Source organism: Bradyrhizobium sp. 153 (assembly GCF_023073835.1).
Classification (GTDB): Bacteria; Pseudomonadota; Alphaproteobacteria; order Rhizobiales; family Xanthobacteraceae; genus Bradyrhizobium.
This window is the reverse complement of record NZ_JADPKH010000129.1, coordinates 1-26,325: the sequence shown is the minus strand read 5'-3', so window position 1 is coordinate 26,325 and position 26,325 is coordinate 1. Positions and strand designations below refer to the sequence as shown.

The following is a 26,325-nucleotide window of genomic DNA, read 5'->3' as shown; positions in this document are numbered from 1 at the left end:
GATCACCGGTCTACTTCAACACAGTTGCTCCCCGGGGAGCGATGCACTATTGCCCCCGTCGCCTTGCCGATGGCTGATGCCGCGGTCCGGTTGGGCCGCAGGCATCACCGCAACACTTGGCGCACAGACCCCGGGCGCCAGGACCACACGATTTTGCCGTACGCAGGCTGCACCCGTCGTATGCGCGCGGCGTTCGCTCACGGAGTGACCCGCCCTGCAAACCATCGCGCGCGGCGCTGCCCGCGTCCACCACGTCCCATCCCGCGTTCGTGACGATCGCGATCCGCCCCTCGGCCCGGGTTGGGGTGGCCGAAACATGCGATAATTCCGAATTCTAGTAAAGCGAATTATTTTGAATGAACGCATTGACCTTGGCCTCGTGTGTTTGCCCGTCAGGCAACGCAAGAGATGGTGTGGAGATTCGACACCACGCCCGCCACAACCGCGCCACGAACACGTCTCCCCGCGGTCTAAAAATGCGCTACGATGACCTCAGCGCGCTCCAAGTCGCGCAGATTGATGAATGAGGAAACGACATGAGGATGACGATGGGAACGGCGATCGCCGGGGTGGCGGCGCTGGTGGTGGCGGGGATGGCTCTGACGGCGGCTCTTGAGCCGGTCTGGGCCCATGGGCCGACACGGCAGAAGGTGCGGGAATCCATCGAGATCAGCGCGCCGCCAGCCAAGGTCTGGGCGGCGATCGGCAATTTTCAGGACATGAGCTGGCTCCCGCCCGTCACCAAAACCGAGGGCCAGAAGGGCAATGAGATCGGCGCGACGCGGACGCTGACCTTAACCGGCGGCCCGACGGTCGAGGAGGAGCTCTACAAATACGAGCCCGACATGCTGAGCTATTCGTACCGGATTACCAAGGTCGACGTGAAGGTGCTGCCGGTGACCAATTATTCCTCGACCTTGACGGTGTCGCCTGCGCCGGATGGCAAGGCGAAGCTGGAATGGGCCGGCGCGTTCTATCGTGGCTATCCCAACAACGATCCGCCACCGGAGCTGAGCGACGAAGCCGCGGTGAAGGCGGTGAGCGGGCTGTACAGGGCCGGGCTCGAGTCGCTCAAGAAGAAGATCGAGAGCGGTAGCTGATGGTGCGAGCGCTGGTCCTGGCGGCCTTGGCCGCCAGCCTTTGCGGTGCCGGTCTCCCGCGTGCGTCCGCCGACGAGGCGTTCGTCACCAACCAGCTCAGCGACGATCTGATGGTCGTGGACCTCGCCACTGCCCGCAGCGTTGCAACCATTCCGATCGGCGGCAAGCCGGCGGGCGTCGCCGTCAGCGCGGACGGACGTTTTGCCTATGTGACGAGCCCCGATGCCAAGGCGGTGACGGTGGTGGACGCCGCCGCGCGGCAGGTTGCGGGGCGGATCGAGGTCGGCGGCGGGCCGCTCGGCATTGCGGTCGCGCCCGATGGCAAGACCGTCTATGTCGCCGACTGGTTTGCCGCCGCGGTGCGGGTGATCGATACGGCCTCGCGCAGCGTCATGGCCAGCATCGCGGTCGGCGCCTCACCATCGGGCCTTGCGGTGACGCCGGACGGCAAGCTGCTGCTCTCGGCAGACCGCGACGACGACAGCGTCTCTGTGGTGGATACGACGACGCGGCAGCGCAAAGCAATGATCAAGGTCGGCACGCGTCCGTTCGGCGTCACCATCGACGCCGCGGGCAAGCGCGCCTACACCGCCAATGTCGGATCCGACGACGTCTCCGTGATCGACATCACCGAAGGCCGCGAGATCGGCCGCGTGCCGGTCGGGATGCGGCCCTACGCGGTGGCGCTGACGCAAGGGCGCGGCTTCGTCACCGACCAGTATGGCGGCACCGTCAGCGTGTTCGATCTGGCGACTCTGAAGCCAATGAAGCGCATCAATGTCGGCGATTATCCCGAAGGCATTGCCGCGACCGCCGACGGCAAGCGCATCATCGCCGCCTGCTGGGAGAGCAACTCGCTCAACATCATCGATGCCACTGATCTGAAGGTGATCGGCGAGATCAAGACCGGCGACGGCCCGCGCGCGTTCGGGGCGTTTTTGCGCAGGACGGAGTAGGGGATTGCGTAGGGTAGGTTACCCGGACCACGCGCGGGATGTCTCAACGAGTCATAGTGGAAGGCGTAACCAAGCCGCGAGCAACGGAGGATCGGAAGACCACAGCAGTGGGTTACGCTTCGCTAACCACCCTACGAGTCCCGCGGGTCCCGCACAACACACCCACAATCTCGTCCATCTGCTCAAACACGTGGTCCGGCTTCAGGGCCCGCAGCGCCGCCGGGGCCGCATAGCCCCAGCACACCGCACCGCAGGCAATGCCGACGTTGCGTGCCGCCTCGATGTCGCGGACCTCATCGCCGATTGAAATGACCTTACTAGGCTCGACACTCGCGCGCCGGATCACCCGGCGGAATTTTGCAGCCTTGCCGAACAGTGATGCAGAGCAATCGAAATGCGCGAACAGCGCCGCGGCCTCGCCGAGCTTCTCGCGCGCATTGGCTTCGCTGTCAGAGGTCACCAGCGCGAGTTGCACGCCGCTTCCGGCAAGCGCCTGCAGCATCGCCTCGACACCCGCAAACAGCGAAATCTCGCTAGCTGCCTCCGCCTTCAGCCGCCGCGCATGCCGCGCGATCGCCGGCAGCTTCCACAAGGGTACCTCGAGGTGGCTGAGGATCTCGCGGCTCGACGCATGCCGCAGCTCCTCGATGTCCTCATCCTTCACGCGGCGAAAGCCGAAGCGATCGGCGACGTCGTTGATGGTGCGCAGGAACCAGGGAAAGCTGTCGGCGAGCGTGCCGTCGAGATCGAAGATGACGAGGGAGTAGGGCATTGATCTCGCTGAGGTGCTTTGGTTCGCAGAGCCCTTTAGTCCGAACATAACCTTGCGGAAGAGATTTACGTTCATTTCACACAGCGCGGCCGTCACAAAGCGAGGGCTTTGGATCTTTGGATTGGCAAGGTCTCGCTGTAGGACGCTAGCTTCGGGCGGGTGTTGGGAACAATTTGGTGGGCTTGGTGGCGTCCGCCGCAATGGCAGGGCGGCGCAAGCGCTCCCCGGCCCATTCTACGAAGACCGCGCGCGCGGAGGAGTCACCAATGACTCGTGCCGGGATGAAAAACCCCTGTCTCGCATGGTACCAGAATGCGACCATGACTGGGCTGTCTTGAATCGTCGCAATCTCATCCCAAGACATCCGGCTCTCGGTGTTCGGACCTCTGGCGACGATCGAGAAGTCGTCAAAAATAACGTGCCATGTCTTCTGACTGAGACGATCCAACTCAAAGAGTTTCTCGAATATTTGGCGAGAAATCCAGCTCGAGACAAAATACATGTAGAGCTGTCCCACTACTAAGCACAGTATCGCGGCAAACACGGCGGGCGGCGTCAGCCATTCCTGACGTAAGGCGATATAGCTTGCCACGATCATGAAGGCATAAATGGTCAACGCCAAGGTCATTTGGCTACGCCAATCGATGAGGGCCTTCAGGTTGGCTTTCGCAAGTCTTCTGAAGAATCTATCTTCTTCTCTAGAAATTATGAATTCAAAGCTAAAGCTGGATGAGGCGGTTGCGTCGCTCAATCTAACCTCCTGCAGGCGAAGTCAGAAAAATATAGCAACAACCTTCAACTGAACCACAGATTGTTGCCCGAGGCGCCACTTGAGATGCGTCCTAACGAACGCGCGTCCGACTGGTCCGAGTCATTTCCGGGAAATTTGATCACGGCTGCGAGGCGGCGTCACTCCGCCGCCTCGCTCGTCCTCCCGCGCTTCGGCTTGCTTGCCTTCTTCAGCACCGGCTCCAGGAACTTGCCGGTATAGCTCCGCGGTGCCTTGGCGATGTCTTCCGGCGGGCCCCAGGCCACGATCTCGCCGCCGCCGTCCCCGCCTTCGGGGCCGAGATCGATGACCCAGTCGGCGGTCTTGATGACCTCGAGATTGTGCTCGATGACGACGACGGTGTTACCCTGCGCGACCAGCTCGTGCAGCACCTCCAGCAGCTTCTTGACGTCGTGGAAGTGCAGGCCGGTGGTGGGCTCGTCCAGGATGTACAGCGTGCGCCCGGTGGCGCGCTTCGACAGCTCTTTTGCCAGCTTGACGCGCTGGGCTTCGCCGCCGGACAGCGTGGTGGCCTGCTGGCCGACGTGGATGTAGTCGAGTCCGACGCGGTGCAGCGTGTTGAAGGTCTCGCGTACGCGCGGCACCGCCTTGAAGAACTCGGCGGCCTCCTCCACGGTCATGTCGAGCACGTCGGCGATGCTCTTGCCCTTGAACAGCACCTCCAGCGTCTCGCGATTGTAACGCTTGCCCTTGCAGACGTCGCAGGTGACGTAGACGTCGGGCAAAAAGTGCATCTCGATCTTGATGACGCCGTCGCCCTGGCAGGCCTCGCAGCGGCCGCCCTTGACGTTGAAGGAGAAGCGGCCGGGCTCGTAGCCGCGCGCTTTGGCCTCGGGCAGGCCGGCGAACCATTCGCGGATCGGCGTGAAGGCGCCGGTATAGGTCGCGGGATTCGAACGCGGGGTGCGGCCGATCGGCGACTGGTCGATGTCGATGATCTTATCGATGTGCTCGAGGCCCTCGATGCGGTCGTGCGGCGCTGCGCCTTCGCTTGCATTGTTCAGCTTGCGGGCGATGGCACGATAGAGCGTGTCGATCAGCAGCGTCGACTTGCCGCCGCCGGAGACGCCGGTCACACACGTGAACAGGCCGAGCGGAATCTCGGCAGTGACGTTCTTGAGGTTATTGCCGCGCGCATTGACCACCTTGATGGTGCGGCGATGGTTCGGTGGGCGCCGCTCCGGCACCTCGACTTCGAGCTCGCCGGTCAGGTACTTGCCAGTCAGCGATTTCGGATTGCGCATGATCTCCGCGGGCGTGCCCTCGGCGACGATGTGGCCGCCGTGCATGCCGGCGCCGGGGCCGATGTCGAGCACGTAATCGGCCAGCCGGATCGCGTCCTCGTCATGCTCGACCACGACCACGGTGTTGCCGAGGTCGCGCAGGCGCTTGAGCGTATCGAGCAGACGGGCGTTGTCGCGCTGGTGCAGCCCGATCGAGGGCTCGTCGAGCACGTAGAGCACGCCGGTCAGGCCCGAGCCGATCTGCGAAGCCAGGCGGATGCGCTGGCTCTCGCCGCCGGACAGCGTGCCGGAGGAGCGGGACAAAGTGAGATAGTTGAGGCCGACGTCGAGCAGGAAGGTGAGGCGCTCGCGAATTTCCTTCAGGATGCGCCCGGCGATCTCGTTCTGCTGCGCGTTGAGCGCATCAGGCACGGTCTCGAACCATTCGCCGGCCTTCCTGACCGACAGCTCCGAGATCTCGCCGATATGCTTGCCGCCGATCTTGACGCAGAGCGCCTCGGGCTTGAGCCGAAACCCGTGGCACGCCTCGCAGGGGACGTCATGGAAATATTTCGCCAGCTCCTCGCGCGCCCACTCGCTCTCGGTCTCGCGATAGCGGCGGTTGATGTTGGTGATGACGCCCTCGAACGGTTTTTTGGTGTCGTAGGAGCGCACGCCGTCTTCATAGGAGAACTTGATCTCATCCTCGCCGGAGCCGTAGAGAAGCGCGTTTTGCGTCTTCTTGGGCAGGTCCTTCCACTTGGTGTCGAGCGTGAACTTGTAGTGCTTGCCGAGCGCGTTCAGCGTCTGCACGTAATAGGGCGATGATGACTTGGCCCAGGGCGCGATCGCACCCTTGCGCAGCGTCAGATCCTTCTCGGGGATGACGAGATCCTCGTCGACATGCTGCTCGACGCCGAGCCCGCCGCAGGCGGGGCAGGCGCCGTAGGGATTGTTGAAGGAAAAGAGTCTCGGCTCGACCTCGGGGATGGTGAAGCCGGAGACCGGGCAGGCGAATTTTTCCGAGAACAGGATGCGCTCGGGCCCGCTCTTGTCGTGGATCTTCGCGGTCTTTTTTTTCTCTTCCGCGGGTGCGGCCGCCGGCGCGTCGGCGAATTCGACGACGGCAAGGCCTTCGGCGAGCTTCAGCGCGGTCTCAAAGCTCTCGGCGAGGCGCTGGCCGATGTCGGCGCGCACCACGATCCGGTCGACCACGACGTCGATGTCGTGCGGGAATTTCTTGTCGAGCGTCGGCGCCTCCGCCAGCTCGTAGAAGGTGCCGTCGATCTTGACGCGCTGAAAACCCTTCTTGAGCCATTCGGCGAGCTCTTTGCGGTACTCGCCCTTGCGGCCGCGCACGACCGGAGCGAGCAGATAGAGGCGCGTGCCTTCCGGCAACGCCAGCACGCGGTCGACCATCTGCGAGACGGTCTGGCTCTCGATCGGCAGGCCGGTGGCCGGCGAATAGGGCACGCCGACCCGCGCCCAGAGCAGGCGCATGTAGTCGTAGATCTCAGTGACGGTGCCGACCGTGGAGCGCGGATTCTTCGAGGTCGTCTTCTGCTCGATCGAGATCGCCGGCGATAGCCCGTCGATCTGATCGACGTCGGGCTTCTGCATCATCTCGAGGAATTGGCGCGCATAGGCCGACAGCGATTCGACGTAGCGGCGCTGGCCTTCGGCGTAGATGGTGTCGAAGGCGAGTGAGGATTTGCCGGAGCCCGACAGCCCCGTGAACACCACCAGCTTGTCGCGGGGAATCTCGACGTCGATGTTCTTGAGGTTGTGCTCGCGCGCGCCACGGATCGTAATCGCGCGCAGGCTTGAGCCCGCGTTCTGTTGTTGGCGCTTGGCCTTGATCACTTCGTCCATCCCGCTGGTCCTCAAGGAATCCCAAAGACGCGCGATCGCGCCAATGTAAAAGGCGCGCTTCGCCCGGAACCGGGATCGGCGCCGATGGGTATGTCAGCGAACGTAGGAAGAACGCGAGCGGATTTCCAGTGGCACGTGCGAATCGTCAACGGATTGTTGGCGGGCTGGCGGCATCTGGCAGCAGCAGGCGCGAGCGGAACTGCGCGGAACGACCCGTAAAACAAAAAGGCCGGCGCGAGGCCGGCCTTTCGTGACGATGTGACGTCGATAGTGATCAGTACTCAGCTCAGTACTTGGCGACCACCGGGCCCCCGAAGTGATAGTTCACGCCGACCTGCACGGTGTGGAAGTTGATCGTGCCGGAGGCCAGCGGAGCGCCAAGGTTAGAGAAGTAGTTCTCGCTGCCGAGGCTGCGATAGAGGTACTCGCCCTTGACCGACCACTGCGGAGCGAAGAAAGCTTCGACGCCCGCACCGACGGTCCAGCCGGAATGCCACTTGCTGTCGGAGACGCTCACGCCGAGGGCGCTGACGGTGATCTTGTTGTCGATCCAGGCGTAGCCGCCGGTGCCGTAGAACAGGACGTTGTTGACGGCCCAGCCGATTCGGCCGCGCACGGTGCCGAGCGCATCGGTCTTGGAGGCGACAGTGATGCCAAGAGCGGTCGCCGAAGCGCTCACGTCAGCCCAGGCGCCATCCGCCTCGATGCCGAACACGACGTTGCCGGTCTGCCAGTTGTAGCCGGCGGTGCCACCGACGAAGCCACCCTGCATCCGCGGGTCGGACGCGTTTTCCCAAGCGCCGCCGCCGACGACGCCGAGGTAGAAGCCGGTCCAGTTGTAGACAGCGGCCGGAGCGATCGGGGCCTTGGTATAGGGGCGCGCTGCGAGGTCAGCGGCTGAAGCCGGAGCAGCGAGAGCGAACAAACAGGCCGAAGCCAACAAAACCTTTTTCATTTTCAACTAATCCCAGTCCCAGTTTCTGTTGTCGCCTTCCATGCCGAAGGCAGCGGACTCAACGGCCCAACTAATGCCGTGCTTACACCACTAAAGCCGCAAGTTGTGTCTCCGAAAAGCCACAACAGTTACAAAACGTCTCGATCACTGACTTATCCGACCGTCCGCTTTGGATAAAACGAAAAAGGCCGGCACGAGGCCGGCCTTTAATCCTTGAACGAAATCAGAGCGATCAGTACCTCGCGACCAGCGGGCCGCCAAAGCGGTAATTCAGCCGGACGAGACCGATGTCGACATCTTGGCCAATTCGGTCGCTCCCGAACACAACGCCCGCCGGCGTGGTAAAGCCGATCGTGCGGTGGCCGAGGAAAATGTGGTCGTATTCGACGCCGACCGACCAGTTTGGTGCGAATCCGAATTCCAGACCGGCCCCCACCGTACCACCCCAGCGGGTTTCACGTGCCGATGCCAGCAGCGTGCCAGCGCCCGGAGTGCCTGCGGCGGCATAGACGTCGTACTTGTCCCCGACCACAGCGGCGCCGCCCTTCACATAGAACAGCACATTGTTCCAGGCATAGCCGACCTGGCCAGTGATCAGGCCAAAACTGTCGATGCGAGAGCGGTTACGATCACCGGTGACCAAAGCGGTGCCAGGGAACAGGGTGCTCACGTTGTCGCCGGAAAAGTCAGCCCAGTTGCCCTGGCCCTCGAAGCCGAACACCCAATTGGTCGACTGCCAGCGATAGCCAATCTGGCCACCGACCGTGCCGCCCGTCGCGTTGTGGCAGCCTTCGCCAACCAGAGTGCCGGTAACAGGCGTCACGAAATCCCAGCACTTGTGGCTCGAACCACCGCCGCCGTTGATACCGATGTAGAAGCCGCTCCAGTCGTAGATCGCGGCAACGGCAGGAGCCGGAGCCTTGGTGTATGGGCGCGCAGCGAGATCTGCCGCGCTTGCGGGAGCCGAGAGGCCCAGCGCCATTGCACCGATTGCACTAAACAGAATCTTATTCATTGCAGTCTCCCCAGTTTCGACCGCTTCTCGAACTCCCCGAAGCGGCTAATTAAGGCGCGACGCCCATATGAACTAATTCCGAGGCAACCCTAGCCTACGAAACCGGCAAAGTCCGTCTCCGAAATGCCACACTCGCGGACCGATTGAGCCAAGCGCAACTTGATGAATGTTAAGCGGTTTCCGCCTTTCGCGGGAACCCAAAAAAGTTCCATCGAGCGGCTGCCTTCATCACCACCATCGCGGCCCGAAGGGCCCGATGTCCGCCTCGGATTGTCACAAAGAACAAATCTGGAACGAAGCCAATGGCGGTGCTATATGTGGGGATAACCCGAGGGGTGATGGGCTGAGCGGCGCCCGCAAGCGTATAGGGTCGCCTCAACGGGCGGCGGAGGAACGCACAGAGCGGACTCGGCCTTTGAAATTCAGTGGCATTGGAGTGGAGAGCGGCGATGGCGGGAAGCGTCAACAAGGTCATTCTGGTTGGAAATCTCGGCAAGGATCCCGAAATCCGCCGCACCCAGGACGGGCGACCGATTGCCAATTTGAGCATCGCCACCTCTGAGACCTGGCGCGACAAGAACACCGGCGAGCGCAAGGAAAAGACCGAATGGCATCGCGTCGTGATCTTCAATGAAGGGCTGTGCAAGGTCGCCGAGCAGTACCTGAAGAAGGGCGCCAAGGTTTACATCGAGGGCGCGCTCCAGACCCGCAAATGGACCGACCAGAGCGGCGTCGAGAAGTACTCGACCGAAGTCGTGCTCCAGGGCTTCAACTCGACCCTGACGATGCTCGACGGTCGCGGCGGAGGCAGTGGCAGCTTCAGCGACGAACCCAGCGGCGACTTCGGCTCGTCCGGTCCCGTAAGCAGCGCGCCTCGCCGTCCCGTTGCCGCTGGCGGTGCCCGCAACAGCGACATGGACGACGATATCCCGTTCTGAGAACACGGATCACGCGGCCGAGGCGCATTGCCCGATCGGGCTCCGCCTGGTGTGTCGTGTCAGCAATTCCTGTTCATCGGCGGGGTGGGCTCGGATTTTCCGGGCCCGCTTCATGTTTGACGTGAGCTTGGATTGCGCCATGGCAAATATTCTGAAAGGGCACTCGCAGCGCGATCTTCAGGCGATGGAGGCCATTTCGGAAGGCCGATTTCGCGCCTCTCGGGAGCAGGGCTCTGAAGGGCTTAAGTTGTTGGAAAAATAGGCGGAAAAATCGCTTGCCCTGACCTTCGCGAGGGTAGTTATCGCGGCCCCGATGCGCTATATGATTCCCAGATAAAACCTCACCGGATTTCCCCTTGGCTGACGACGATAACAAGCCCGGCAACCAGCCGGCGCAACCCTCGGACATTCGCCCCGTCTCCATCCTCGACGAGATGAAGAAGTCCTACCTCGATTACGCCATGAGCGTGATCGTGTCGCGCGCGCTGCCCGACGCGCGCGACGGCCTGAAGCCGGTGCATCGCCGCATCCTGTTCTCGATGAACGAGGAAGGCTATACGCCGGACAAGAAGCACAAGAAGTCGGCCGGTATCGTCGGCGACGTCATGGGCCAATACCATCCGCATGGTGACCAGGCGATCTACGACGCGCTGGTGCGCATGGCGCAGCCTTTTTCGATGCGCGAATTGCTGGTGGACGGGCAGGGCAATTTCGGCTCGGTCGACGGCGATCCGCCAGCGGCGATGCGCTACACCGAGTCGCGCCTAACCAAGATCGCGCTGAAGCTGCTCGACGACATCGACAACGAGACCGTCGACTTTCAGGACAATTACGACGGCTCGAGCAAAGAACCGGTGGTTCTGCCGGCACGGTTCCCTAACCTGCTGGTCAACGGCGCCGGCGGCATCGCCGTCGGCATGGCCACCAACATTCCGCCGCACAATCTCGGCGAGGTCATCGACGCCTGCCTAGCGTTGATCGACAATCCTTCGCTGACCATCGACGAGCTCAACAACATCATCCCGGGCCCGGACTTTCCGACCGGCGGCATCATTCTCGGCCGCCAGGGCATCCGCAGCGCCTACCATCTCGGCCGTGGCTCCATCGTGATGCGTGGCAAGGTCGCCTTCGAGACGATCCGGAAGGAGCGCGAGGCGATCGTCATCACCGAGATCCCGTATCAGGTGAATAAGGCGACGATGGTCGAGCGCATCGCCGAGCTCTACAAGGAAAAGAAGATCGAGGGCATCTCCGACCTGCGCGACGAGTCCGACCGCGATGGCTACCGCGTCGTCGTCGAGCTCAAGCGTGATGCCATGCCCGACGTGGTGCTGAATCAGCTCTACAAGTTCACGCCGCTCCAGACCAGCTTCGGCGTCAACGCCGTCGCGCTCGATTCCGGCCGTCCGCAGACGATGAACCTGAAGGACATGCTGACGATCTTCGTCGGCTTCCGGGAGCAGGTCGTCACGCGCCGGACCAAGTACAAGCTGCGCAAGGCGCGCGAGCGCGCGCATGAGCAGGTCGGCCTCGCCATCGCGGTCGCCAACATCGACGAGATCATCAAGGTGATCCGCACCTCGCCGACGCCAGCGGCTGCGCGCGACACCCTGATGACGCGGGACTGGCCGGCGCGCGACGTCGAGGACATCATTACGCTGATCGACGATCCGCGCCACCGCATCAACGAGGACGGCACCATCCGCCTGTCGCTGGATCAGGCCAAGGCCATTCTGGAATTGCGTCTGGCGCGGCTCACTGCGCTTGGCCGCGACGAGATCGGCGACGAGCTGTCAAAACTCGCCGGCGAGATCGGCGACTATCTCGAGATCCTGCGCTCGCGCGCCCGTATCCTCGACATCATCAGGACCGAGCTCGCCGAGGTGAAGGCCGAGTTCGCCACGCCGCGCCGCACCGTGATCATGGAGCAGGAAGGCGAGGTCGAGGACGAGGACCTGATCCAGCGCGAGGACATGGTCGTCACCGTCTCCCACGCCGGCTACGTCAAGCGCGTGCCGCTGTCGGCCTACCGGGCGCAGCGCCGCGGCGGCAAGGGCCGTGCCGGCATGCAGACCCGCGACGAGGATTTCGTCAGCCGCCTGTTCGTCGCCTCTACGCACACGCCGGTGCTGTTCTTCTCCTCACGCGGCCAGGTCTACAAGGAAAAGGTCTGGCGCCTGCCGATGGCTGCGCCGAACGCGCGCGGCAAGGCGCTGATCAACATCCTGCCATTGGAGCAGGGCGAGCGCATCACCACCATTATGCCGCTGCCCGAGGATGAATCGACCTGGGGCAATCTCGACGTGATGTTCGCCACCACAGGCGGCAACGTGCGGCGCAACAAGCTGTCCGACTTCGTCGATGTCCGCCGCTCCGGCATCATCGCCATGAAGCTCGACGACAACGAGGCGATCGTCGACGTGCAGATCTGCACTGAGCGCGACGACGTGCTGCTGACCGCCGCTGGCGGCCAGTGCATCCGTTTTCCCGTCACCGATGTGCGCGTGTTCACCGGGCGCACCTCGATGGGCGTGCGCGGTATTGCGCTTGGTGAGGGCGACAAGGTGATTTCGCTGGCGATCCTGCGCCATGTCGAGACCACATCGGACGAGCGCTCGGCGTACCTGAAGATGCGCCGTGCGGTCGCCGGCGAAGCCGCGACTGAGGAGACCGCCGCGGACGGAGAGGCCGAGGAGACCTCCGGCAGCTTCCAGCTTGCCCAGGAGCGTTACGCCGAGATGTCGGCGCAGGAGCAGGTCGTGCTCACCGTCTCCGTCAATGGCTATGGCAAGCGCACCTCGTCCTACGAGTACCGCACCACGGGACGCGGCGGCAAAGGCATCGTCGCCATGAGCGTCAACAACCGCAACGGCAACTTGGTTGCGTCCTTCCCCGTGGAGGATGCCGATCAGATCATGCTGGTCACCGACAAGGGCCAACTGATCCGCTGCCCGGTCGAAGGCATCCGTATCGCCGGCCGCTCGACCCAGGGCGTGATCGTGTTCGACACCGCCGAGGACGAGCACGTCGTCTCGGTCGAGCACATCACGGAAGAGGCGGAGAGCAACGGCGCGAATGGGGAGTAACGTGTAGCGCAGATGGAGCAGGAAGTCGGTGCCAAGCGCCGGCCAAAGGCACAATCCGGGACCGCATGTTGCCGAACGTTCGGAATCGCGGATTACGCTTGCACTCCATCCGGACTGCGCATTTGCGCGCTAAATCTCCAGCTCGGTCCCGAACTCCACCACCTGCTTGGTCGGCACGCCGAAGAACGCGGCCGAGCGTTCGGCATTGCGCTGGAGGAAAGCGAACACGCTTTCGCGCCAGACCCACATGCCCGGCACGTCCTCGCGCGGGATGATGGTCTCGCGGCCGACATAGTAGGTGACGTCGGAGAGATCGATGCCGGGCAGCTTGCCGAGGCGCCCGACGAACCCCAATCCTTCATAGATCGTCGGGTTCTGCATGAAGCCGTAATGCAGGATCACGCGGGTGATGCCGGGAATGATCTCGATCACCTCGGCCCGTTCTTGGTCGGGAATGTGCGGGGACTCCTCGATCAGCACGGTGACGAGCAGCACGCGTTCGTGCAGCACGCGGTTGTGCTTGACGAACTGGGTCAGCGCCAGCGGCACGCCGCGCGGCGCGGAGGCCAGGAACACGGCAGTCCCCGGCAGCCTGGCGCGGCATTTGTTGACCGCGGTCTCGATCAGGTCTTCCTCCGGCTGGCGCAGCTTCGCCCGCGCCGCCTCGACCAGCTTCACGCCGGCGCGCCAGGTCAGCATCAGGAAGGCGACGAGGCCGGCGAGCAGCAGGGGAAACCAGCCGCCCTCGAACAGCTTGATCGAATTGGCGGAGAAGAAGATCACGTCGATCACGAAGAAGGTGCCGTTCACGGCCACCACGAGCCAGGGCGAATATCCCCATTGGATCGCCACCAGGGCCGCGAGCAGCGTGGTGATTGCCATCAGCAGCGACACCGCGATGCCGTAGGCGCCGGCGAGCGCGTCCGACGTCCCGAAGCTCAGGACCGCTCCCAACGTTGCGGCGGCCAGCAGCCAGTTCACCAGCGGCACGTAGATCTGGCCGATCGCAGCGCTCGTGGTGTGGCGGATCAGCATGCGCGGCAGGAAGCCGAGCTGGATCGACTGCTGGGTCAGCGAGAACACGCCGGAGATGATCGCCTGCGAGGCGATCACGGTCGCAACCGCGGAGAAGGCCACCAGCGGATAGTGCAGGGCGTCGGGGCAGAGCTGGAAAAACGGATTCTCGATCATGGCGGGATCGGTGATCAGGAGCGCGGCCTGACCGAAATAGTTCAGCACCAGCGCGGGCAGGCAGATTGCGAACCAGGCGAGCCGGATCGGGAAGCGGCCGAAATGCCCCATGTCGGCGTACATGGCTTCGCCCCCGGTCACCGCGAGGAAAGCGGCGCCGAGGATTCCGAAGGAGATATGGAAATCCTGGTGGATCAGGAAGTCGAAGGCATAGAGCGGGCTCAGCGCCGCCAGCACCGCCGGCGCGTTGACAATGCCGTGGATGCCAAGCGCGGCAAGCACGACGAACCAGGCCAGCATCACCGGGCCGAAGATGCGGCCGATGAAGCCGGTGCCCTGCTTCTGCATCATGAACAGGCCGATCAGGATCGCGATGGTGACGGGCACGACGACGGGCGCAAGCGAGGGGGCGTCGACCTTGAGGCCTTCGATGGCGCTGAGCACGGAGATCGCGGAGGTGATCGCGCCGTCGCCATAGAGCAGGGCGGCGCCGACGAGGCCGACGACCAGCAGATGCGCCCGCCAGGTGCCAGGCTGGGCATTGCGGGCGTGCAGCAGCGCTAGCAGCGCGACGATCCCGCCTTCGCCGCGATTGTCCGCGCGCAGGATCAACAACGCATATTTGAGCGAGATGATGAGCAGCAGTGCCCAGAGGATCAGTGAGGCAACCCCCAGGACAGCATCGTGGCTTAACGTGCCGCCATGGGCAGCCGCCTTGGCGGCTTCCTTCAGGGCGTAGAGGGGACTGGTGCCGATATCGCCATAGACCACCCCAAGGGCGCCCATGGTCATAGCAAGCGGCAGCGGATCGGGATGATGGCCGGAAGCGACTGCGGGCGTACTGGACAATGGCGACCCCCGATGGGAATCGCGCCCGACGGATCATTCCGGCGGGCGCGAGCATCACGCAGTCTGCGACGAGACGTCGCAAATATCCATGGGGTTTGTATTGGGTCGGTCTATAGCGGGCTAGCGCATGATCCCGAAAAGTGCCCAGCGGTTTTTCGAAAAGATCATGCTCAAACAACAACCTAACGCGCGATGACGATTCATCCTGATCTCATCGCGCTTTGGCTGACGTGAAACTGACAGGTCCGACTAAGGGGTCCGATCGGCGGTCACGAGGCGTGCCTCACGGACATTGGCCTTGGTGCCGGCGCGGCGCAGGCACGAGGCTTCGAAGTTCGGCCAGGCCTGCTGCGAGCAGTCCTTGCCGATGCTGCGGATGTCGAGCCGGTCGCTCTTGGCCAGCGGCTGCGGCACGCTGGCTTCGACGGTCGGGGCGAAGCCGGGCAGCAGGGTGAGGGCGGCGGCAGCACATGCTGAGATGGCGATCGCCGAAAGAGCCTTGATCATTGACAGTCCCCTGTGATGCGGCCGCTGCGCCTTGTGTGCGGCCCGTCATTCGTTGGCTAGATTGGTAACCATGGCCAGTTTCCAGACGTCTTCGCCGGAGCGGGAAATGGTTTCGTTGATGCGCCCTTTGTTTCGTGGCCGCCCCCAGGACGAAACAATTCGAGGGATTTCGACATGGTTTTGCGGAAAAAACGGCAGGGAACCCGCCCGACTTGCCGCCCCGGGCCGGGCGCGGTAGGAGGAGGCCATGCCGCGCATCGCCTTCTATCCCGGTTCCTTCGACCCCATCACCAACGGCCATCTGGACGTGGTCAGGCACAGCGTGTCGCTGTGCGACAGGCTGGTTGTCGCAATTGGAGTCCACCCCGGCAAGAAGCCGCTGTTCTCGACCGAGGAGCGGCTGAAGATGCTGCACGACGTCTGCGGGCCGGTGGCGGCCCAGGCCGGTTGCGTGCTCGAAGCCGTAGCCTTTGACGATCTGTCGGTCACCTCGGCGCGCAAGCACGGCGCGACCATCATGATCCGGGGCCTGCGCGACGGCAGCGACCTCGATTACGAGATGCAGCTTGCCGGCATGAACGAGGCCATGGCGCCGGAGGTGCATACGGTGTTCCTGCCGGCCTCTCCCATGGTTCGCCCGATCACCGCCACTTTGGTGCGCCAGATCGCCGGTATGGGCGGAGACGTTTCGGCCTTCGTCCCGCCGCTCGTAGCAAGCCTGCTCAAGGCAAAATTCGCCTGATAACCGCGCGCTTCTTCCTCATCTGATCCGGAGTTGTCATGATCCGAATTCTCGCAGTTCTTGCCGCGCTCGTGTTCGCGGCGCCGGCGGTGGCGCAGCAATTGCCGGCGAACCTCGACAAGGCCAACGCCATCGTCATCGACAGCACCAAGGGCCGCATCGTCATCAAGCTCAGGACCGACATCGCGCCCCAGCATGCCGAGCGCATCAAGCAGCTCGCACGTGAAGGCTTCTACAACAACGTGCCGTTTCATCGGGTGATGGACGGCTTCATGGCGCAGACCGGCGACGGCCAGAATGGCAACGGGACCGGCGGGTCGAAATATCCGAACCTGAAGCAGGAATTCTCGAAGGTGCATTTTGCGCGCGGCATCGTCGGGATGGCGCGGCGCGGCGACAGCGTCGACAGCGCCAACTCGCAATTCTTCATCATGTTCGCCGACGGTGGCAGTCTTGATAACCAGTACACGGTGATCGGCGAGGTCGTGCAGGGCATGGAGGTCGTCGACAAGCTGAAGAAGGCACCGCCCGGCTCGCCGAGCGGCACCGTCAGCGATCCCGACAAGATGGTGAAGGTGCAGGTCGCATCCGACATCAAATAGGAGAGGCCGATGGCGCGCCGCGGTGGCAAGCTCCTGCTGGTTGCCGCGATGCTGCAGCTCGGCATTCCCAGTGCGGCCGCCGCGGATGCGCAGGTCAACACCATCCAGGACGTTTTCCGGCATCTGCGCACCTGCTGGAAGCCGCCACCGCCGGCCAAGGCGCGCCCACTCGACATCACCGTCGTCGTGAGCTTTAACCGGGCCGGAAACATTCTGGGCCATCCGAGGATTACCTATGAATCCGCGGAAGCCTCCGACGATGACCGGCTGCAATACCGGATCGCGGTGATGGAAGCGTTGCAACGCTGCACGCCGATGCCATTTACCGATGCAATGGCCGGCGCCGCCGCAGGGCGTCCATTCGCAATCCAGTTCCGCAGCCGGAAGACTTCACCCCCAACGCAAGAGAGACGAGCATGAGCGTCACCGAAAACACCCTGATCCTCGAGACCACGCAGGGCCCCGTCACCATCGAGATGCGGCCTGATCTGGCGCCCGGCCACGTCGCGCGCATCAAGGAGCTGGTCCGCGAGGGCTTTTACGACGGCATCGTGTTCCATCGCGTGATCGACGGCTTCATGGCGCAGACCGGCTGCCCGCAGGGCACCGGCACCGGCGGCTCCGGCAAGAAGCTGAAGGCCGAGTTCAACAAGGAGCCGCATGTGCGCGGCACCGCCTCGATGGCCCGCGCCGCCAATCCCGACTCCGGCGACAGCCAATTCTTCATCTGCTTCGACGACGCCCGCTTCCTCGATAACCAGTACACGGTGTGGGGCAAAGTCACCGAGGGCATGGAGAACGTCGACAAGATCAAGCGCGGCGAGCCGGTGCAGAACCCCGACAAGATCGTCAAGGCGCGGATGGCCGCGGACAAGGAATAAGTGCTCAATCCTCATCCTGAGGAGCGCGGAACGCGCGTCTCGAAGGATGAAGGCCGCTGCTGCAGTTTGGCCTTCATGGTTCGAGACGGCGCTACGCGCCTCCTCACCATGAGGGTCTGACTGTGCGGCGCTGAACTCGACATGCGCACCGATCTCTTCGATTTCGACCTGCCGCCCGAGCGTATCGCGTTGCGTCCGGCGAGCCCGCGCGACTCCGCGAAGATGCTGGTCGTCGAGAATGGCGCGTTGCGCGACCAGACCATTTCCGACCTGCCGCAATCGCTGAAGCCGGGCGATCAGCTCGTCGTCAACGACACCAAGGTGATCGCGGCGCAGCTCAAGGGCCGCCGCATCGGCCGCGAGACCGAGCCGAAGATCGAGGCGACACTGATCAAGCGTCTCGACGGCTCGCGCTGGCAGGCGCTGGTCAAGCCGGCGAAGAAGCTCACAGCCGGCGACCGCATCCGCTTCGGCAATGAAGGCAAGGTCTGCCTGCTCGGCCATCTCGACGCCGAGGTCGAGGCCAAGGGCAGCGAAGGCGAGGTGACGCTGTCGTTCTCGTTCCACGGGCCCACGCTCGACCAGGCCATTGCCGATCTCGGCAGCCCGCCGCTGCCGCCCTATATCGCCTCCAAGCGTACGCCTGATGACCAGGATCTTGCCGACTACCAGACGATGTTCGCGGCGAACGAAGGCGCCGTCGCCGCGCCGACCGCCGGGCTGCATTTTACGCCCGCGCTGGAGCAGGTGCTGCGCGAGCACGGCGTCGGCATCAACCGCGTGACGCTGCATGTCGGGGCAGGGACGTTCCTGCCGGTCAAGGTGGACGATACCGAGAGCCACAAGATGCATGCCGAGTGGGGGACGATCTCGGCCGAGACGGCGGAGCGGCTCAACACCGCGCGCAAGAACGGCGGCCGCATCATCGCCGTCGGCACCACGTCGTTGCGCCTGCTCGAGAGCGCGGCAAGCGAGGATGGCACCATTCTGCCGTTCGCGGCGGAGACCTCGATCTTCATCACCCCCGGCTATCGCTTTCGCGCGGTCGATATTTTGTTGACCAATTTCCACCTGCCGAAGTCGACGCTGTTCATGCTGGTGTCAGCGTTTGCGGGTCTGGAGACGATGAAGCGAGCCTATGCGCACGCCATCGGGAGCGGCTACCGGTTCTATTCGTATGGCGATGCGTGTTTGCTGTTCCGGGCAGAGCCCTAAGACGGATGAGCGAAGCGAAATCCGGGATTCCTGCCTTGCGGCTTCCCGCATTTCGCTGCGCTCTTGCGGGCTACAACACTGCCCTAGGGTGGGCAAAGGCGCAGAGCGCCGTGCCCACCATCGATCTGCATAGTTGAGGTCGATTGGTGGGCACGCTTCGCTTTGCCCGCCCCTACGAGACCGCTACGCCATCGCCCGCTGCGGCAAGAGCTCCGCTATCTGTACAGCATTCAATGCCGCGCCCTTGAGCAGCTGATCGGCCGCGACGAACATCGAGATCGAATGTCCTGTGGGGTCGCTGAGGTCCTTGCGGATGCGGCCGACCAGGACGTCGTCCTGGCCCGAGGCGTCGATCGGCATAGGGAAGTAGTTCTTGGCGCGGTCGTCGATCACCTTGACGCCGGGCGCCTGCGCCATGATGGCGCGGACCTGGTCCTCGGTGATCGGCTTCTCGCATTCGAAGGTGATGGCTTCGCAATGGGCGCGCAGCACCGGCACGCGCACGCAGGTGACGCCGACGGCAATGGTCTCATCCTCGAAGATCTTGCGGGTCTCCTTGATGACCTTGGTCTCTTCATCATTGTAGCCGGTCTCAGGATCGACCGCGGTGTTGTGGTTGAAGAGGTTGAAGGCGTAGGGGTGCGGCATCACCTTTGGCGTATAGACCTGCCCGTTGAGATTGGCGCGGGTGGATTCGACGAGCTCCTCCATCGCCGCGGCGCCGGCGCCGGAAGCCGCCTGATAGGTCGAGATGATCACCCGCTTGATGCGGTTCTTCTGGTGGATCGGCCAGAGCGGCACCAGCGCCGTGATGGCCGCGCAGTTCGGGTTGGCAATGATGCCCTTGTGATCACGAATGCGGTTTGCGTTGATCTCGGGGATCACCAGCGGCACGTTCGGGTCCATGCGGAAGGCGGAGGAATTGTCGACCACGACCGCGCCGGCCTTGACCGCGATCGGCGCGAACTTCTTGGAGATGCTGCCGCCGGCGGAGAACAGGGCGATGTCGACGCCGTCAAAAGCGCGCTCGGTCAATTCCTCGATGACGACCTGTTGCCCGCGGAACGACACTGTCTTGCCCGCCGAGCGGGCGCTCGCCAGCGCCTTGAGCTTGCCGACGCGAAAGCCGCGCTTGTCCATGGTGGCGATAAATTCGGCGCCCACCGCACCGGTGACGCCGACAATCGCGACGACGGGATCGTTACTCACTTTGTCCTCCATTGCATTGAGAATTTAGACAACAAAAAAGCCCCGGACCATCGAGGGCGGGGCTTCGGTAGAGCTGATGCGTTTAAGTCGACGACCTACGCGCGCACGCCTCCCCCGGCCCCTGAGGCCGTGGTGGTTTTGGTCGTGCGTTTGGTGGTCGCGAACATGGCGGCGACTTATGCGGGAGAGTCTTGCAGCCGTCAATGGCTTTCCGCCCCGGTCGATGCCGGGGCCGGGCCGCCGCTATTTGGCCCGCGCGCCCGGCGGCTCCAGGATGACCTCCTTGAGGTCGTCGCCGCTGATCACGACAATCGCAAAATTGAGACGGCCGCGTTCGCGCACCAGCCCGCCGCTGATTGCCTTGCCCGAGGCTGCGCGTTCGGCGACGCGCACGGCGTCGGCGAGGCGGTGCCTGATCGCGCCGAGCGCTGCGAGGTTGTCGCGGTCCTCATGGTCGAGCTCGGCGAGGGGGAGGGCGGCTTCCCCGCCGACGAGCTCTCCGGTCAACGCGTTGATGGTGTGGCGCCAGATCCGGTCATTGTGCAGGGTTTTCACCCGGTAGACCGGGGCGCCGGAAGCTCCATCGAAACTCACATCTGCCGTGGTGGCGCCGGCGTGTCGGCCTTCTGCAATCGCCATGGCCTGGCTGATCGAGATCGACGAGCTGCGGAAGCGCTCGATCTCGCGGCTGACCGCCTGGCGGTCCGCTTCGGCATCACCATCTGTGTCGCTGTGAAGCGCGGTCGGCGTGCCTGCGGTCATGATCGCCTGTGCCGGTGCCGCGAGGAGCAGTGCGGGCAGGGCGATCGCAAGCAGTTGCGAGGTCCATCGTTTGGCTGTCGTCATGCTCGAAACCCTCGGCCAGCGAGTGTGCCGGATGATCGTAAAGAATTCGCGGCCGACCTTGGGCACCGGTCGGCCGCGGAGCGCCGCATCGGGCTGTACCCGGCGCGACGATCGAAGCGGTACGGACCTCCTTGGGGCTGGTGAAAAAAGCGGTCCGTCTCGCCTTATAACAAAACCATACCGTATCGTTTCATTTGGTCAATGGCCGAGGCACGGGTTCTTGGGAATTTGATCGCGAGCTCACGGAATTGTCAGCGGGACGGGCGCCGCGGCGTGCTCTTTGCGGCGCTCTGGACGCGGTCGGCGGGTCCCAGCGCGCCGGCCAGGAACAGCTTGATCGCCGCACGCATGCGCTTCTCCGCAGGTTTTAGCTCCAGCGCCGTTCCGAACGTCGCCATGCGGTGGGTGTGCCCGACGACCACGTCGAGAAACACCTCGGCTGCAATGGTGGTGTCTTCGACATCAAGTGCGCCTTGCGCCACCAGGTGATCGAATAAGCGCGCCGTGGTGGCGACGGCCTTGAGCCAGCCTTCTTCCTTGCCGAGCTTGGCGACGTCAGGGAAGTTGATGGCTTGTGACGTCATCATGCGGCTGAAGGCGACGGCGTCGGGACCGCAGGTGAATGTGAGCATCTCGCGCCCGATCTCGACCAGCCGCTGCTCGACCGAGATGTTCGCGGCGCTAGAGAGTTGCGTCTCCGCGGCTGCCGACAACGGTGCAAGCCATCGTGCGATCTCGCGCCTCAGCACGGCCGCAAACAGCCCTCGTTTGTCGCCGTAACGGGAATAGACTGTGGGCTTGCTGACCCGGGCCGCTTCCGCGACTGCGTCGAGCGAGGTCGCGTCGAAGCCGCGATCGAGGAATAGGCGGGTGGCGACCTCGATCAGCCGCTGATCGCGCTCGATCGCGGCGGTCTTCGTCGGCCGGCCGCCGCGCGATTTCGGCACCTCGCGCCGTGGCGCAGCCGGTCTGGTCTTGGTCGCAGTCAATCCCATGCCCAATGATTCCTGCGCGATCGTGATATCAGTCATTCGCTCTATATCGCGCAGCAGCGGGGGCGTCATCGCGAATCTGGCCGATTTGGCCGTGTCATCAACGGTTTCCCTGTGGCCTCGTTCCGTCATGAGGGATCACGGAAGCGTCGAAATCCAGGCTTGGCCGGAAGCCGCCTTGTCATATCCGTACTGATACAGCGCCCGCATGTAGGCGGTATCGAACCCTTCCAAGGGCGCCGCCGGATAGTCGCGCGCGATGTAGGAGAGATGGAAGCCGAGGCGGTTGCGCTTGGCGAAATCATAGGTGGAGAAGATGATCGAGCGCGTCTGCGACTGGGTGATCGACGACAGGCTGCGCGAGGCGACGTCGATGGTGCTGTTGGAGACGAGCTCGAAGTTGCGTTCGATCTTCTTGTTGACGAGGATGTAGATGTCCATCTTCGTGTTGCCCGGCAGGCGGCTGCCTTGGAACAGCAGGGCTTCCGGCAACGTCAGCACCGGCGCCGTCACCCCGCCGTCGACATGCATCTCCTGGAAACGCCGGCCCTGGCCTTCGGCGTCGATAATGATCGGCGGAAAAACCAGCGGAATGCTGGCGGAGGCCGCCATCACGTCGCGAAACAGCTTTAGCGCCTCGGCTGTCCCGACCGCGGCGATCTTGCCCATGTCCCAGATCGCGGTCCGCTGGGTGTCGAGATCGGTCGTCACCACCAATAGCTTCCGGCCCTTGGCATTCTCGCGCGCGACTTGCGCCATGATCTCGGGTCCGACATAGCGGGCGACGAGCTCGCGCAGCCGCGTGTTGCCGAACAGGCCGGATCCGAATAGCACCCGCATGATGCTGGGATCCTTCAGGAGGCTCTCGGCGATGCCGCTGGTGTAGACCTCCTTCAGCGTGTCGTCATATTGCGAGCCGAGGAATGCAAACGGCGCGATGAGGCCGCCGGTGCTGACGCCCGAGACGACCGAGAAGGTGGGACGGGTTCTGGACGCGGTCCAGCCGTTCAGCACGCCGACGCCATAGGCGCCGTCGGCACCGCCGCCGGATAGCGCCAGGTAGGTCTTGGTCGCGGTGCTGTTGTCTTTCTCGAAGCTGAATTTCGTAACGGGCTCGTCGGCGTAGCGCCGGAGCCCATCGATGTCGAGCACGCGCGATGTGCTGGCTTCAGCGGCCGTGTAGGGCGTCCGGGGCAGGGACGTGCAGGCACCGAGCGCCAGGCTGCACGTCAAGACCAGGACTCCGCCCAGGCGGGCGCCTATCGGCCTTGTCCAGCCCTGCGATGGGGCGGACATGTCAGTCGAACTTGAAGGGTAGGGCATCGTCGGTGGCGGGCGATCATACTCATACGGCCGCCGGCAAATCTGCCGCGGCATTCTCGTCCAGCCTCCAAAGTAAAACTATACTGTATCGTTTTGTTTAACAAGAGCGGCGGACCTCGATATCGCTCAAGTCCTCCCAGTTGAGCCATTGGCCGGCCATGGCATGGTTCGGGCGGGTTGATCGACGTCCTCCGACACGCAATAAGCACCGCCATGAATCCCGACAATGATCTTCCCAATCACTTTGAGTTGCTCGCTACCGATGGCGCCGCGCGCAGCGGGCGCCTGACGACGCCCCACGGCGTGGTGCGGACGCCGGCCTTCATGCCGGTCGGCACCGCCGGTGCCATGAAGGGCATGCACTGGCGCGAGGTGCGCGACGCCGGCGCCGACATCGTGCTCGGCAACACCTATCATCTGATGCTGCGGCCCGGCGCCGAGCGGATCGCGGCGCTTGGCGGCTTGCAGACCTTCACCGGCTGGAACGGGCCGATGCTGACGGATTCCGGCGGCTTCCAGGTGATGTCGCTGGCGGATCTGCGCAAGGTCAGCGAGCACGCCGTCACCTTCCGCTCGCATATCGACGGTGCCAAGGTCGAGCTGTCGCCGGAGCGCTCGATCGAGGTGCAGCGCTTGCTCGGCTCCGACATCGCCATGCAGATGGACGAATGTGTGCGGCTACCGGCCGAGCGTGATGACATCGAGCGGGCGATGCGCCTGTCGCTCCGTTGGGCCGAGCGCAGCAAGCGGGCCTTCGAGAGCGCGCCCGCTGGTTACATGCTGTTCGGCATCGTGCAGGGCGGCGACGTGCCGCAGCTTCGCCATGCAAGCGCGCAAGGCCTGGTCGAGCTCGGCTTCCACGGCTATGCGATCGGCGGCCTTGCCGTCGGCGAGCCGCAGGCGGTGATGCTGGGGATGATTGACGAGACCGCCCCGCTGCTGCCGCAAGAGCGCCCGCGTTACCTCATGGGCGTCGGCACGCCCGACGACATCCTCGAGGCGGTCAAGCGCGGTGTCGACATGTTCGATTGCGTGATGCCGACGCGCAATGGCCGTCACGGCGTCGCCTTCACGCGCTTCGGCCAGGTCAATTTGCGCAACGCGCGCCACGCCGAAGATCCGCGTCCGCTCGATGAGGAGAGCTCATGGCCCTCGACGCGCAGCTGCGCTCGCGCCTATCTGCATCATCTCGTCAAGGCAGGCGAGACGCTCGGGGCGATGCTGCTGTCCGAGATCAATATCGCTTACTATCAAACCCTGATGCAGGGCATCAGGGTTGCGATCGCACAGGGCAAGTTCGAGGAGTTCTATCAGCTTACGCGTGAGGACTGGGCGAGGGGCGACATCGCCCCGCGCTAGAGCAACTCCACGATCAGTTGCATACGAACCGCTGCTTGATGGCGTGCTTGGTGACGAAGCCGTAGCCGCAATTATCGCAGGTCCAGAGATAGCTGATCACGCGGTCCGAGACGTAGGCGGATGCTTCGGCGGCGACCATGGAGTCGGCGCAGACCGGACAGGTGGGCAACTCGCTGCAACGCGGATCGCGGTTGAGCGCGACGGTCGACAACACTTCAGCAATCGCTGACATCGTGGTGACCTCTCCCTGCTTGAGACTTAAGTCTAACATAAGCAGATGCGCTTGACGAGGTCGCAACACAAATGCGTTGGTTTTCTGATATTGGCAGCTCACGTGATTTTGCGATGCAGCGTATTTAACATGTGCTGCATTGTCGCTTGCGTGTCGCCGCAAGCTGTCCGTAACTGCGCAAGAGCCGCGACAGAAGCGCAGATCGTCGCCACAGGGAGTTCATCATGGACGCATCGTCCAACACGGGTGCAGCGCACCAGCCCGGTCGCGGCCGGATCTATGACTCGATCGTCGAGGCTTTTGGCGACACGCCGATCGTGCGGTTGCAGCGACTGCCCGGCATGCACGGCGTGAATGCGACCATTTTGGCAAAACTTGAATATTTCAGCCCGGCCGCGAGCGTGAAGGACCGCATCGGTGCGGCTATGATCATCGCCATGGAGAAGGCGGGCATCATCACGCCCGACACCGTGTTGATCGAGCCGACGTCCGGAAATACCGGAATCGCGCTTGCCTTCGTCGCGGCCTCGCGCGGCTACCGGCTCAAGCTGGTAATGCCGGAGTCGATGTCGATCGAGCGGCGCAAGATGCTGGCCTTTCTCGGTGCCGAACTGGTGCTGACTCCGGCAGCCCAGGGCATGAAGGGCGCCATTGCCGCCGCGGAAGAACTGTTGAAGACGACGCCGAACTCGGTGATGCCGCAGCAGTTCAAGAACCTCGCCAATCCCGAGGTGCACCGCCGCACCACGGCGGAAGAGATCTGGAATGACACGGCGGGCCGCATCGATATCTTCGTCGCCGGGGTCGGCACCGGAGGCACCATCACGGGCGTCGGCCAAGTGCTGAAGCCGCGCAAACCATCCTTGCGGGTGGTGGCGGTCGAGCCGGAGGAGAGCCCGGTGCTCTCAGGCGGCCAGCACACCGCGCACAAGATCCAGGGCATCGGTGCCGGCTTCGTCCCCGACATCCTCGATCGCTCCGTGATCGACGAAATCGTCAAGATCAACTCGACCATGGCAATCGAGACCTCCCGCGCGGTGGCGCGGCATGAGGGCATTCCAGGCGGCATCTCCTCGGGCGCCGCGATCGCGGCGGCGCTCCAGATCGGCAAGCGCCCCGAAGCTGCGGGAAAAACCATCCTGGCGGTGGTGCCGTCCTTCTCCGAGCGGTATCTTTCAACGGCTCTGTTTGAGGGAATCTAGGATATGGCGGATCAACCAAGACGGCCGCGTACGCTTGGCGACGCCAGGACGGAAGCTGAGGCGGCGTTCAAGAAGGTGACAGCCAAGGCCGCCGTGGCGCCGCCCAAGCAAACCGCCGTTCCCGGCATCAAGGAACAGGTCACGCTGCGTATCGACCAGGACGTGCTGGAGTTCTTCCAGGAGGGCGGGCCGGGCTGGCAGGACCGCATCAACGAGGCGCTGCGGAAGGCCGCGGGGAAGTAGGCACCGCAGCCCAGGCAGCGGACCGCATCCTGAGAAGCTTGCGCGGCAAGCGTCTCGAAGGATGAAGGCCTCCGGGCCTTTCATGCTTCGAGAGGCGCTCCTATGGCGCGCTCCTCGGGATGAGGAGTCGTCCGTGAAGAACCTCCAAGCGGTTGATCAAGAATCAGTTTTCGGGGCGAGAAGGTCTTGGGGATTGCAAACTTTCGGGCTTTGACGGCCCAAAAG

General features: G+C 63.6%; 26 protein-coding genes. 13 read left to right on the top strand and 13 right to left on the bottom strand.

The genetic code is table 11. From position 1 onward, the window contains the following. The first annotated feature begins 536 nt into the window (after positions 1–536). Both IVA91_RS30995 and IVA91_RS30990 read left to right on the top strand, forming a co-directional pair. Entirely contained in the window at positions 537–1,100 is a 564-nt protein-coding gene (locus IVA91_RS30995) for an SRPBCC family protein (RefSeq protein ID WP_247279904.1), read from the top strand. Between the two features lie 2 nt (positions 1,101–1,102). Continuing rightward, positions 1,103–2,056 carry a cytochrome D1 domain-containing protein gene (locus tag IVA91_RS30990; RefSeq protein WP_247279909.1) on the top strand — a complete coding sequence of 318 codons (954 nt, stop codon included), beginning with the start codon at positions 1,103–1,105 and terminating at the stop codon, positions 2,054–2,056. Positions 2,057–2,168: 112 nt separating this feature from the next. Here IVA91_RS30990 and IVA91_RS30985 read toward each other — a convergent pair whose 3' ends face one another. From IVA91_RS30985 to IVA91_RS30965, 5 genes are all read right to left on the bottom strand, one after another. After that, on the bottom strand, positions 2,169–2,828 hold the full coding sequence (locus tag IVA91_RS30985; RefSeq protein WP_247279908.1) for an HAD family hydrolase: 660 nt from the start codon (positions 2,826–2,828) through the stop codon (positions 2,169–2,171). A gap of 145 nt (positions 2,829–2,973) precedes the next feature. Then, positions 2,974–3,579, bottom strand: coding sequence for a hypothetical protein (locus IVA91_RS30980; protein ID WP_247279903.1), 606 nt, complete (start codon positions 3,577–3,579; stop codon positions 2,974–2,976). Positions 3,580–3,737: 158 nt separating this feature from the next. Beyond that, positions 3,738–6,713, bottom strand: coding sequence for an excinuclease ABC subunit UvrA (gene uvrA, locus IVA91_RS30975; protein ID WP_247279902.1), 2,976 nt, complete (start codon positions 6,711–6,713; stop codon positions 3,738–3,740). Between the two features lie 286 nt (positions 6,714–6,999). Then, the gene (locus IVA91_RS30970) at positions 7,000–7,668 is read right to left on the bottom strand and encodes an outer membrane protein (protein ID WP_247279901.1); all 669 of its coding nucleotides are present in this window, start codon (positions 7,666–7,668) and stop codon (positions 7,000–7,002) included. 232 nt (positions 7,669–7,900) lie between these two features. Continuing rightward, positions 7,901–8,683 (bottom strand): outer membrane beta-barrel protein, encoded by a 783-nt coding sequence (locus tag IVA91_RS30965; protein WP_247279900.1) that lies wholly within the window; start codon positions 8,681–8,683, stop codon positions 7,901–7,903. Positions 8,684–9,132: 449 nt separating this feature from the next. Here IVA91_RS30965 and IVA91_RS30960 point away from each other — a divergent pair, with 449 nt between their 5' ends. The 3 genes from IVA91_RS30960 (at position 9,133) to gyrA (ending at position 12,707) form a co-directional block, all read left to right on the top strand. Beyond that, complete coding sequence (locus tag IVA91_RS30960) at positions 9,133–9,621, top strand: single-stranded DNA-binding protein (protein WP_247279899.1); 489 nt, start codon at positions 9,133–9,135, stop codon at positions 9,619–9,621. 139 nt (positions 9,622–9,760) lie between these two features. After that, complete coding sequence (locus IVA91_RS36895; protein WP_256464602.1) at positions 9,761–9,883, top strand: hypothetical protein; 123 nt, start codon at positions 9,761–9,763, stop codon at positions 9,881–9,883. 94 nt (positions 9,884–9,977) lie between these two features. Then, positions 9,978–12,707 carry a DNA gyrase subunit A gene (gene gyrA, locus IVA91_RS30955; protein ID WP_247279898.1) on the top strand — a complete coding sequence of 910 codons (2,730 nt, stop codon included), beginning with the start codon at positions 9,978–9,980 and terminating at the stop codon, positions 12,705–12,707. 129 nt (positions 12,708–12,836) lie between these two features. Here gyrA and IVA91_RS30950 read toward each other — a convergent pair whose 3' ends face one another. From IVA91_RS30950 to IVA91_RS30940, 3 genes are all read right to left on the bottom strand, one after another. Further along, positions 12,837–14,690 carry a KUP/HAK/KT family potassium transporter gene (locus IVA91_RS30950; protein WP_247279907.1) on the bottom strand — a complete coding sequence of 618 codons (1,854 nt, stop codon included), beginning with the start codon at positions 14,688–14,690 and terminating at the stop codon, positions 12,837–12,839. A 306-nt stretch (positions 14,691–14,996) separates the two neighbouring features. Continuing rightward, positions 14,997–15,254 (bottom strand): hypothetical protein, encoded by a 258-nt coding sequence (locus tag IVA91_RS30945; protein ID WP_247354356.1) that lies wholly within the window; start codon positions 15,252–15,254, stop codon positions 14,997–14,999. Positions 15,255–15,299: 45 nt separating this feature from the next. Next, positions 15,300–15,503, bottom strand: coding sequence for a hypothetical protein (locus IVA91_RS30940; protein ID WP_247279896.1), 204 nt, complete (start codon positions 15,501–15,503; stop codon positions 15,300–15,302). On the opposite strand from IVA91_RS30940, the gene coaD reads away from it, so the two are divergent. From coaD to queA, 5 genes are all read left to right on the top strand, one after another. Continuing rightward, the gene (coaD, locus tag IVA91_RS30935) at positions 15,502–15,996 is read left to right on the top strand and encodes a pantetheine-phosphate adenylyltransferase (protein WP_247460043.1); all 495 of its coding nucleotides are present in this window, start codon (positions 15,502–15,504) and stop codon (positions 15,994–15,996) included. The two genes, IVA91_RS30940 and coaD, sit on opposite strands and share 2 nt — an antisense overlap. A gap of 38 nt (positions 15,997–16,034) precedes the next feature. Then, positions 16,035–16,598 carry a peptidylprolyl isomerase gene (locus tag IVA91_RS30930; protein ID WP_247279894.1) on the top strand — a complete coding sequence of 188 codons (564 nt, stop codon included), beginning with the start codon at positions 16,035–16,037 and terminating at the stop codon, positions 16,596–16,598. Positions 16,599–16,607: 9 nt separating this feature from the next. Continuing rightward, complete coding sequence (locus IVA91_RS30925; RefSeq protein ID WP_247279893.1) at positions 16,608–17,018, top strand: hypothetical protein; 411 nt, start codon at positions 16,608–16,610, stop codon at positions 17,016–17,018. Continuing rightward, positions 17,015–17,479, top strand: a complete 465-nt coding sequence (locus tag IVA91_RS30920; RefSeq protein ID WP_008563933.1) for a peptidylprolyl isomerase — start codon at positions 17,015–17,017, stop codon at positions 17,477–17,479. The genes IVA91_RS30925 and IVA91_RS30920 overlap by 4 nt, the downstream gene beginning before the upstream one ends. Positions 17,480–17,620: 141 nt before the next feature. Next, on the top strand, positions 17,621–18,694 hold the full coding sequence (gene queA, locus IVA91_RS30915) for a tRNA preQ1(34) S-adenosylmethionine ribosyltransferase-isomerase QueA (RefSeq protein WP_247279892.1): 1,074 nt from the start codon (positions 17,621–17,623) through the stop codon (positions 18,692–18,694). A 183-nt stretch (positions 18,695–18,877) separates the two neighbouring features. Here the strand turns inward: queA and IVA91_RS30910 are convergent, their stop codons facing one another. The 4 genes from IVA91_RS30910 to IVA91_RS30895 form a co-directional block, all read right to left on the bottom strand. Further along, complete coding sequence (locus IVA91_RS30910; protein ID WP_247279891.1) at positions 18,878–19,915, bottom strand: aspartate-semialdehyde dehydrogenase; 1,038 nt, start codon at positions 19,913–19,915, stop codon at positions 18,878–18,880. Positions 19,916–20,146: 231 nt separating this feature from the next. Beyond that, positions 20,147–20,749: a PepSY domain-containing protein gene (locus tag IVA91_RS30905; RefSeq protein WP_247450247.1), complete on the bottom strand. Its 603-nt coding sequence runs from the start codon at positions 20,747–20,749 to the stop codon at positions 20,147–20,149. Positions 20,750–21,000: 251 nt separating this feature from the next. After that, positions 21,001–21,744, bottom strand: a complete 744-nt coding sequence (locus IVA91_RS30900; RefSeq protein WP_247279905.1) for a TetR/AcrR family transcriptional regulator — start codon at positions 21,742–21,744, stop codon at positions 21,001–21,003. A 135-nt stretch (positions 21,745–21,879) separates the two neighbouring features. Then, a complete protein-coding gene (locus IVA91_RS30895) occupies positions 21,880–23,037 on the bottom strand; it encodes a patatin-like phospholipase family protein (RefSeq protein ID WP_247460041.1) in 1,158 nt (385 codons plus the stop codon). A 240-nt stretch (positions 23,038–23,277) separates the two neighbouring features. On the opposite strand from IVA91_RS30895, the gene tgt reads away from it, so the two are divergent. Next, positions 23,278–24,423, top strand: a complete 1,146-nt coding sequence (gene tgt, locus IVA91_RS30890) for a tRNA guanosine(34) transglycosylase Tgt (protein WP_247279889.1) — start codon at positions 23,278–23,280, stop codon at positions 24,421–24,423. A 13-nt stretch (positions 24,424–24,436) separates the two neighbouring features. Here tgt and IVA91_RS30885 read toward each other — a convergent pair whose 3' ends face one another. Beyond that, positions 24,437–24,655 (bottom strand): hypothetical protein, encoded by a 219-nt coding sequence (locus tag IVA91_RS30885; RefSeq protein ID WP_247279888.1) that lies wholly within the window; start codon positions 24,653–24,655, stop codon positions 24,437–24,439. A gap of 224 nt (positions 24,656–24,879) precedes the next feature. Between IVA91_RS30885 and cysK the strand changes: the two genes are divergently transcribed. Next, positions 24,880–25,857: a cysteine synthase A gene (cysK, locus tag IVA91_RS30880; RefSeq protein ID WP_247460039.1), complete on the top strand. Its 978-nt coding sequence runs from the start codon at positions 24,880–24,882 to the stop codon at positions 25,855–25,857. A 3-nt stretch (positions 25,858–25,860) separates the two neighbouring features. Beyond that, complete coding sequence (locus IVA91_RS30875; protein WP_247279886.1) at positions 25,861–26,100, top strand: BrnA antitoxin family protein; 240 nt, start codon at positions 25,861–25,863, stop codon at positions 26,098–26,100. Positions 26,101–26,325: the final 225 nt, after the last annotated feature.